The sequence below is a fragment of the Desulfallas sp. Bu1-1 genome, assembly GCF_015594625.1.
GTDB lineage: Bacteria > Bacillota > Desulfotomaculia > Desulfotomaculales > Desulfallaceae > JADNRQ01.
In genome coordinates, this window is sequence record NZ_JADNRQ010000001.1 from 512512 (window position 1) to 521985 (window position 9474).

General features: G+C 58.6%; 11 protein-coding genes. All 11 read left to right on the forward strand.

The window, feature by feature from the left end:
* Positions 1-29 precede the first annotated feature (29 nt).
* Positions 30-1514 carry an anthranilate synthase component I gene (gene trpE, locus IT084_RS02470; protein ID WP_195710737.1) on the forward strand — a complete coding sequence of 495 codons (1485 nt, stop codon included), beginning with the start codon at positions 30-32 and terminating at the stop codon, positions 1512-1514.
* A gap of 162 nt (positions 1515-1676) precedes the next feature.
* Positions 1677-2297, forward strand: coding sequence for an aminodeoxychorismate/anthranilate synthase component II (locus IT084_RS02475; protein ID WP_195710827.1), 621 nt, complete (start codon positions 1677-1679; stop codon positions 2295-2297).
* Positions 2298-2409: 112 nt separating this feature from the next.
* Complete coding sequence (trpD, locus tag IT084_RS02480) at positions 2410-3447, forward strand: anthranilate phosphoribosyltransferase (RefSeq protein ID WP_195710739.1); 1038 nt, start codon at positions 2410-2412, stop codon at positions 3445-3447.
* A complete protein-coding gene (gene trpC / locus IT084_RS02485; protein WP_195710742.1) occupies positions 3444-4259 on the forward strand; it encodes an indole-3-glycerol phosphate synthase TrpC in 816 nt (271 codons plus the stop codon). Before trpD ends, trpC begins: the two co-directional genes overlap by 4 nt.
* Positions 4256-4882, forward strand: coding sequence for a phosphoribosylanthranilate isomerase (locus IT084_RS02490; RefSeq protein WP_195710744.1), 627 nt, complete (start codon positions 4256-4258; stop codon positions 4880-4882). Before trpC ends, IT084_RS02490 begins: the two co-directional genes overlap by 4 nt.
* Entirely contained in the window at positions 4879-6081 is a 1203-nt protein-coding gene (gene trpB, locus IT084_RS02495) for a tryptophan synthase subunit beta (RefSeq protein ID WP_195710746.1), read from the forward strand. Before IT084_RS02490 ends, trpB begins: the two co-directional genes overlap by 4 nt.
* Positions 6074-6916 (forward strand): tryptophan synthase subunit alpha, encoded by an 843-nt coding sequence (gene trpA / locus IT084_RS02500; protein WP_195710749.1) that lies wholly within the window; start codon positions 6074-6076, stop codon positions 6914-6916. Before trpB ends, trpA begins: the two co-directional genes overlap by 8 nt.
* A complete protein-coding gene (aroF, locus tag IT084_RS02505) occupies positions 6903-7724 on the forward strand; it encodes a 3-deoxy-7-phosphoheptulonate synthase (RefSeq protein WP_195710751.1) in 822 nt (273 codons plus the stop codon). The genes trpA and aroF overlap by 14 nt, the downstream gene beginning before the upstream one ends.
* Before the next feature lie 288 nt (positions 7725-8012).
* A complete protein-coding gene (locus IT084_RS02510; protein WP_195710753.1) occupies positions 8013-8195 on the forward strand; it encodes a hypothetical protein in 183 nt (60 codons plus the stop codon).
* Positions 8196-8462: 267 nt separating this feature from the next.
* A complete protein-coding gene (locus IT084_RS02515; RefSeq protein WP_195710755.1) occupies positions 8463-8762 on the forward strand; it encodes a hypothetical protein in 300 nt (99 codons plus the stop codon).
* A partial coding sequence (locus IT084_RS02520) for a transposase (RefSeq protein WP_195710757.1) occupies positions 8755-9474 on the forward strand: 720 nt, incomplete at its 3' end. The genes IT084_RS02515 and IT084_RS02520, both read left to right, overlap by 8 nt.

Below are 9474 nucleotides of genomic sequence, written 5' to 3' on the forward strand. Positions count from 1 at the left end.
TTTTGTATTTTTGGGGAGGGAGATGGCAGATGATTTATCCCGATTACAACGCATACTTGAACCTGGTCGGGCAATACAACCTGGTTCCCGTATATACCGAGTGCCTGGCGGATACCGAAACGCCCATTACGCTTTTTCTCAAGCTGGCGGGCGGCGGTCCGTCCTGCCTGCTGGAAAGCGTGGAAGGGGGGCGGTACCTGGGCCGGTATTCCTTTATTGCCCTGGACCCGCTGTTGACTTTCCGTTCCGGGGCGGGCCGGGGAGAGGTGGTTTATCCCGGCGGCATGGTTAAAAGAGCCGACGGCCCGCCCCTGGAGGTTCTGGAAAAATTGTTTCGAACTTTCCGGGTGCCGCGGATGCGGGATTTGCCCCGTTTTTACGGTGGAGCGGTGGGATTTGTCGCTTACGACGCGGTGCGCTCCCTGGAGGATTTGCCCGGCACCCCGCGGGATGAATTGCAGCTGCCCGACTGCGCCCAGTTTTTCCCCGGCACCGTGATTATATTTGACCATGTCCGGCACACCGTCACCTTCGTGGTCAACTGCCCGGCGGGCGGCGCCGACCCCGCCGGCGCGTACAACCGGGCGGTGGGCAGGCTGGAGGAAATGCGGGCGGCCCTGCGGCGCCCGCTGCCCGGGCCCGGCGCTTTTACACTGGGGGGTGAAATAACGGTGGACTTGGGGGATGACGAGTTTACCCGCCGGGTGGAACGGGCGCTGGAGTATATCCGGGCGGGGGAAATCATCCAGGTGGTGCTGTCCCGGCGTTTCGCCGTGGACTTTACGGGGGATGATTTCGCGGTGTACAGGCGGCTCAGGAGCGTGAACCCCTCGCCGTACATGTATTATCTGAACCTGGGGGACATCAGGGTGATCGGCTCATCGCCCGAAATGCTGGTGCGGGTGGAAGACGGTCGGGCCACCACCTGCCCCATTGCCGGCACGCGCCCTCGGGGAAACACCCCGGAGGAAGACGCGCGTCTGGCTGAAGAATTGCTGGCCGACGAAAAGGAGCGGGCCGAGCACTTGATGCTGGTGGACCTGGGTCGCAACGACCTGGGGCGGGTGTGCGTACCCGGCAGCGTCAAGGTTCCCCGCTTTATGGAGATCGAGTATTTCTCGCACGTAATGCACATCGTATCCCGGGTTGAGGGCGTTTTAGCGCCCGGTACCGGCGCCCTGGACGCGCTCGGGGCCTGTTTCCCCGCCGGCACGGTGAGCGGCGCGCCCAAGGTCAGGGCCATGGAAATCATTGACGAACTGGAGCCCCAGCGGCGGGGCGTCTACGCCGGGGCCGTGGGGTACCTGGGGTTTAACGGCAATATGGACACCGCAATCGCCATCCGCACCCTGGTGATCAAAGATAATAAGGCCTACATCCAGGCCGGGGCGGGGATCGTGGCCGACTCCCGGCCGCTGCGGGAATGCGAGGAAATTGCGGGCAAGGCCCGGGCCTTGTTTAAAACCTTGGGGTTGGAAGAAAAAAAAGTTATTGACAGAAGATGTTATCAGTAGTACACTTGATAAACAAGTAAATAATCAATTCGGGTTCAGTTGAGTTTAGTTTAGTTGAGTGGAGTTTTTAGGAGAGCTGAGATGAGTGATTACCGTGCCAACCGGCCGGCGCTCATTTGAGTGCCGGCTTTTTGTGTTTATTTTCAATAGGGGGTGTTCACCCTGCTGCTGATGATCGACAACTATGATTCCTTCACTTATAATCTGGTGCAATACCTGTCCCTGCTGGGGGAAAAAGTTCTGGTCAGGCGCAACGACCGGGTCACAGTGCCCGAAATACACGACTTGCATCCCGATTACCTGGTTTTATCGCCGGGACCGGGCACGCCGGATGGGGCCGGGATAATCATCGAAGCCATTGAAAAATGCGCCGGCCGGATGCCCATCCTGGGCGTGTGCTTGGGGTTGCAGGCCATCGGCCGCGCCTTCGGCGGCAAAGTGGTGCGGGCCAGGACGCCCATGCACGGGAAAATATCTCTGGTTTACCACGACGGCCGGTCGATTTTTGCCGGGCTGCCCTCGCCGTTCAAGGCCGTTCGCTACCACTCGCTGGTGGTGGACCGGGAAACGCTGCCCGCCTGCCTGGAAATAAGCGCCTGGACGAAGGAGGGCGAGATTATGGCCCTGCGGCACCGGGAACTGCCGGTGGAAGGCGTCCAGTTTCACCCCGAATCCATGCTCAGTGAATACGGCCTGGACCTCCTCTCCAACTTCCTTTCCAGGGGTCAGGCCTTGAATAACTGTAATAACTATAATATCAGCATATTCAAAGCAGCCAATTAATTGAATGAACAGCGTAAAAGTAGGAAGAGCCTGTTGAAAGTTGCTTGAGTTACTCAACATTAACGCATGAGTTTCATTGCGATCCAATTAAGCCGAGAGGAGTTGAGCGGAGTTGATCAAGGAACTGTTAAAGAAAGTTGTGGCCGGGGAAAACCTTACCGAAGCCGAGGCCGCCGCGGCCATGGAGGAAATTATGGACGGCGGGGCGACGCCGGCGCAGATCGCCGGGCTGCTTACGGCGCTGAAACTGAAGGGCGAAACGATTGACGAAATCACCGGGTTTGCCCGGGTTATGCGCAGCAAGGCCACGCCGGTGCGCAGCTGTCATCCCTTGCTGGTGGATACCTGCGGCACCGGCGGGGACGGCGCCAACACATTCAACATCTCCACCGCCGCCGCGCTGGTGCTGGCCGGCGCGGGGGTCAAGGTGGCCAAACACGGCAACCGCTCGGTTTCCAGCCGCTGCGGCAGCGCCGACGTGCTGGAGGCGCTGGGGGTCAACCTGGACCTGGAGCCCGGCGAAATGGCGGCCTGCCTGGAGGAAGTGGGCATCGCCTTCCTGTACGCCCCGGCTTTGCACGGGGCCATGAAGCACGCCGCGGGGCCGCGCCGCGAGCTCGGTTTCCGCACGGTGTTCAATATCCTCGGGCCGCTGACCAACCCCGCGGGCGCCCGGGCGCAGGTGCTGGGGGTCTACAGCGCCCAGCTGGTGCCCGTGCTGGCCGAAGTGTTGCTAAGGCTGGGTGCACAGCGGGCCTTCGTGGTGCACGGCGCCGGCGGGCTGGATGAGGTGTCCCCGGCTGGCCCGGCGCTGGTATGTGAGGTCAAGGACGGCAATATATTTGAATATACCCTGGACCCGGGCGAATTCGGGTTCGCCCGGGCGGGAACGGATCAACTGGCCGGGGGTTCGCCCGAGGAAAACGCGGAAATTATCCTGAGCATATTGAAGGGAGAGGCGGGCCCGCGGCGGGATGCGGTGGTATTGAACGCCGCCCTGGGGCTGATGGCGGCCGGCGCCGCGGAAGATTTCACCTCCGGGATCGACCTGGCGGCCCGCAGCCTGGACCGGGGGTTGGCCCAGGCCAAACTGCAGGAAATGATCCGGTTTACAGCCAGGTACCGGAAGGCGAAGGTGGCCGGATTATGAGCATAGATTTCCTGGAAACGATTTTACGGCATAAACGGGAAGAAGTCGCGGATAACAAAAAAAAATTGCCGCTGAAGCAAATCCGGGAACGGTTGGAGGGGGCGACTTGCACTCCCGGGAAGTTTGCCGCCGCGTTGCGGCAGCCCGGCCGGGTAGCCCTGATTGCCGAGGTGAAAAGGCGCTCCCCCTCCCGGGGAGTGATCAAAGAGGGTTTCAGCCTGGAGGAAACGATTGCGGCCTACCGGGAGGCCGGGGCGGATGCCGTATCCGTACTGACGGACGGGGAATTTTTCGGCGGCTCGCCGGGGTTTTTAACCGCGGCGCGGAAGTTGACCGGCCAGCCCCTGTTGAGAAAGGATTTTATTGTGGACCCCTACCAGGTCTACGAGTCCAAATTGCTGGGCGCGGACGCTGTGTTGCTGATAGCGCGCATCCTGGGCGACAGGCTGGGTGAATATATCGAACTGGCCGCCTCCCTGGGCCTGGACGCGCTGGTGGAGACCCGTTCACCCGAAGAAATAAACAGGGCCCTGGCGTCCGGCGCCTCCATCATCGGCATCAACAACCGGGACTTGCGCACTTTTCGGGTGGATTTGCGCACCACGGTGGAAATGATCAAGTGTATTGACGACCCCGGTGTTACCGTGGTCAGCGAAAGCGGGATTAAAACCCCGCAGGATGTGGGGATGCTGGGCGCCTGCGGGGTTCACGCGGTGCTGGTGGGCGAAACTCTGATGGCCTCCGGTGACGTGCGGGCATGCGTGAAGCTGCTCCGGGGAGTGGAGATCGACCGGGTGGTGGCCGGCGCATGACGGCGGGGCGAAGTGTGCGGGTGAAAATTTGCGGCATCACCGATGCGGCCACCGCCCTGGCGGCGGCGGAGGCCGGGGCGGACGCCCTGGGCTTTGTTTTCGCCCCCAGTCGCCGCCGGGTGACCCCGGAACAGGCGCGTGACATTATCAGCCGGCTGCCGCCGTTTGTGGCCCGGGTGGGGGTGTTTGTCAACACCCCGCCGGGTGAAGTGGGGGAAATAGCCAGGTATTGCGGTTTAACCGCCGTACAGTTGAGCGGCGACGAACCGCCCGGTTATCATGTGGATTTCAGCCTGCCGGTAATCAGGGCGCTCAGGTTGGGCAACGGCAGGCCGTTACCCAACCTGGAGGACTACAGGTGTGACGCGTTTTTGTTCGATACCTACCGGGAAGATTGCTACGGCGGCACCGGAAGTACTTTTGACTGGTCCCTGTTAAAGGGTTTGCCCCGCCCCAAACCGTTTATCCTGGCCGGTGGCCTGAACGCCGCAAATGTGGCCGATGCGGTGCGGGTCGCCAGGCCTTATGCCGTGGATGTTTCCGGCGGGGTGGAAACGGGCGGCCGCAAGGATATACAAAAGATTAAAGAGTTTATTTCTCTGGCCAAGGGGGTTGAACCATGAACTTGTCATTACCGGATGAACGCGGCTATTTCGGCCGGTTCGGAGGTAAATTCGTACCCGAAACCCTGATGCCCGCCCTGGAAGAATTGGTGGACGCCTACGAGCAGGCCCGCCGGGATGAGGATTTCCAAAACGAGTTTCGCTATTACCTGGCGCATTACGTGGGCCGGCCCTCCCCGCTGTATTTCGCCCGGGGCCTGACCGAATTTTTGGGCGGCGCCCGGATTTACTTGAAACGGGAGGACCTGAACCATACCGGGGCGCATAAAATCAACAATACCATGGGACAGGTGTTGTTGGCCCGCCGGATGGGCAAAAGGCGCATTATCGCGGAAACCGGCGCGGGCCAGCACGGCGTGGCCACCGCCACGGTGGCGGCCATGTTCGGCCTGGAGTGCGCCATTTACATGGGCGAAGAAGATATCCGCCGCCAGTCCCTGAACGTTTTCCGCATGAAACTGCTGGGCGCCGAAGTGGTGCCGGTGGCCTCGGGGAGCAAAACGCTCAAGGACGCCATGAACGAGGCCATGCGGGACTGGGTGACCAACATCGCCACCACTTACTACCTGGTGGGATCGGTGGCGGGACCCCACCCTTATCCCATGATCGTCAGGGATTTTCAACGGGTGATCGGGGAGGAGGCCCGGAGGCAGATCCAGGAACAGGCCGGGCGGCTGCCCGATTACGTGATCGCCTGCGTGGGCGGCGGCAGCAACGCCATGGGCATCTTCCATCCCTTCCTGGAGGACGCGGAAGTCTCCCTGGTGGGTGTGGAAGCTGCCGGGCACGGGTTGGAAACGAATCAACACGCCGCCACCCTGTCCCGGGGCAGGCCGGGGGTGCTGCACGGTTCGCTCAGCTATTTGCTCCAGGACGACGACGGCCAGGTGGCCCCCGTGCATTCCATCTCCGCCGGGCTGGACTACCCGGGGGTGGGGCCGGAGCACAGCCACCTCAAAGAGACCGGGCGGGCGCGTTACGTTGCGGCCACCGACCGGGAGGCGCTGGACGCGTTCAAGGTGCTCTGCCGCACCGAGGGCATCATTCCCGCCCTGGAAAGCGCCCACGCCCTGGCTGCGGCGATGCACCTGGCGACGGAACTGCCGAAGGAAAAAATTATTCTGGTGAACCTGTCCGGCCGCGGCGACAAGGACGTGCACACCGTGGCCAGGGAAATGGGGGTGTCGCTTGATGAATAAAGATGCGCGCGGCAGCCGGGTGGAAATGATGCTGCGCAATGTCCTGGCCCGTGGTGACAAGGGGCTGATTGTTTACATTACTGCCGGTGACCCGGACCTGGATGTCACGGTGGAACTGGCAATAGCCATGGCCGATGCCGGGGCGGACGTGCTGGAGCTGGGGGTTCCCTTTTCCGACCCGGTGGCGGACGGGCCGACCATCCAGGCCGCCTCCCAGCGATCCCTGGCCGGCGGAACGACGGTGCGGGGGGTGATCCGGGCGGTGGAACAAATCCGGCGGCGCAGCGATATCCCGCTGGTACTGATGACCTATTTCAACCCGGTGTACCAGTACGGCCAGGAACAATTCGCGGCCGACGTGGCCCGGGCCGGCGGGGACGGGTTAATCGTGCCCGACCTGCCCCCCGAGGAAGCCGATGTCCTGCTTCAGGCCGCGGACGATCACAGCATTGACCTGATCCCGCTGGTCACGCCCAACACACCCCCCCGGCGGCTGCAAATGATTGCCGCCCGGGCCCGCGGCTTCATTTACTGCGTATCCGTGACAGGGGTAACCGGGGAGCGGCAAAGGATCATCACCGACCTGGCGGCCATGACCGGCGGCGTCCGGGCGCACAGCCCCCTGCCCGTGGCCGTGGGGTTCGGGATCTCCCGCCCCGACCAGGCCGCCGGTGTGGCCCTCCATTGCGACGCCGTGGTGGTGGGCAGCGCCCTGGTCAGCCTGGTTGCCCAAAAGGCGGGTCAACCCGACCTGGTACCGGCGGTTTGCGCAAAGGTGAGTGAGTTGAAAAGAGCCCTCACCGCCGAGGAGGTGAAAGGCTTTGCCGCCCTATAAACTGGCAAGCAGGGAAAGTAAACCGGAGAACACCGTGGTCCGGGTGGGGGACTGTTTGATCGGCGGGGGGACTCCGGTGGTGATTGCCGGGCCCTGCGCCGTGGAAAACGAGGAAATGCTGGTTAATCTGGCGTGCCGGTTGAAGCAGATGGGCGTGCATATTCTGCGGGGCGGCGCCTTCAAGCCCCGCACCTCGCCCTATTCCTTCCAGGGCCTGGGGGAGGACGGCCTGCGCATCCTGGCCGAGGCCGGGCGGGTGGCGGGTCTGCCGGTGATTACCGAGTTGACTGACGTGCAGCACTTGCCGCAGGTGTGCCGCTACGCCAATATCATCCAGATCGGCAGCCGGAACATGCAAAACTTCGAGCTGCTGAAAGAAGTGGGCCGGCTCAAGTTTCCCGTGCTGTTGAAGCGGGGGCTTTCCGCCACCCTGGAGGAATGGCTGCTGGCGGCGGAATACATCCTGGCCGGGGGTAACCGGGAAGTTATTTTATGCGAGCGGGGCATCCGCAGTTTCGAAACCTACACCCGCAACACCTTCGACATCAACGCCGTGCCCGCGGTGAAGTACCTGTCCCACCTGCCCTTGATCGCCGACCCCAGCCACGGCACGGGCCGCCGGGAACTGGTGCTGCCCGTGGCCCGGGCCGCCCTGGCCGCCGGGGCCGACGGGTTGATGCTGGAGGTGCATCCCTGCCCGGAGCAGGCTCTTTCCGACGGCCCGCAATCGCTGCGCCCCGGGGAACTGGCGGAGTTCATGCAGGAACTGCAGGGGGCAAGCTACCAGAGACCAAGGGTGAGCGCCTAAATACATATATTCATGAAAGGATTGGCATCTTGTTAAATAAAACGGGTTCCAGTAATTGGCCGGCCCGGGATGACAATAAATTGGTGTCGAATGCTCTTGGAGTCTCACACCAACAAGGTTCCAAGGGCATTTTTCTTTTTTCATGCTTGAATGCGTCATTGTACGGAAGCAATTTGGCTATTGTTAGTAATATGGATTGGGAACAAGAAGTCTGACAAAAATTTTTTTGAATTTAGAGCGTTGTAGCATATAATAAAAGTAAGGAGATCTTGAAAGAAGGTGAAATCAATGGCAACTGTTTCCTTTGATAAGAATATTGTTATTAAGGAACCGGAAGCAGTTGAGAAGTTGGTAGAGGCGCTTTCATCCAAGGATGTGAAGCCGGTCAACAAAAAATTTGCTTCCGCAGAGGCGATGGCAAAGGGTGAAGAAGTATTAAAACGTTGCTTATCGCTCTCCAAAAATTCTTAGAGATGGCTTCCGAGGAAAAGGTATCGGAAGTCATTTCTGTTTTTAAATGCGAAAAAGACCCGGACATCGAAAATTTTATAAAAGATAAGGCTATTATCTATGAACTTGGATCCGGCAAGTAGCCGGCTCAAAAAACCGCAAACCCTTGAAAACAAACAACTTTTTTCTCCATAAACCTGCAAAAAAATTGACAAAAAAAGAGGAACACCTTTCCTCAAAGAGAAATTGGTAAATAGCCATAAATACCAAAACAAGGAAGGTGTCCTCTTGATTATGGTATCACAGCTAAACCCCAATTATCAACAGGAAAGTTTAAAACGGCAACAAAAACGTGAAATTGAAAGGCAACATAAGAAAACATATAAAAAATTGCAAAAACTAACGGAATATACCAACTTGCCGGTTGTATTTGATAACCATACAGTTACCAGTTACGGCAACTTTAGCCTCATCGAGTCCTTTAAGCAGGCCATAGGGTTTATTGAACTCCTGCAAAAACACCTGACAGTTAACAGGGCATCACAACTTTCGATACAGTATGGCCCAGCTGGTAGATATAATGACTGACTGCATTTGTGTAGGCCTTTTTCGGTTTATGCATATGGATGCACTAAAATCCGATCCCGGTTACTGTAAAATCAAGGGCATTGAGAAAGTACCGGATGAAAGCACTTTTCGTCAACTTTTGGCCAAGTTTGAGCAGGAGAACATTTCCCAATTGCAACAGGTAAACCAATCTCTTTTGGCACTCAAAGCCAACATTGAGGGCTGCCGTGAAGTATGGCTCGATATTGATGATACGGTTATCACCTTGTTCGGCAACCAGGAAGGCGGCGAAGTTGGCTATAACCCCCGTTATAACGGCCGGCCGTCTTACAAAGCTAAAGTTGCTTTTGTATCAGAAAGTGCCGAACTGGCAAATATCAAGTTATATGGCGGCAAAACCGCCAGTAACGGCCAGTTCGCCGATTTCTTCAAAGAAACGCTGGCTTTACTGCCCCAAAGGCTGATAGTTAAGGGAGTTCGTATGGATAAAGGGTTCTTTGATGATAAGAACTTCACCTTTTTCGAAGATAACCAGATCGAATATGTCTGCAAAGTACCTCTAAAACAGAGCATCTACAAAATTATTGCCTATCTTGATGACCAAAGAGCATGGCAGCGCCTGGATGCCAAGTATGATATGGCTGAGATAACAGTACCCCTGCCCACCTGGAAAAAGGCCAGACGGTTCGTTTTTATCCGGGAAACCGTAGAGTTGAAAAGTAACGAACCATGC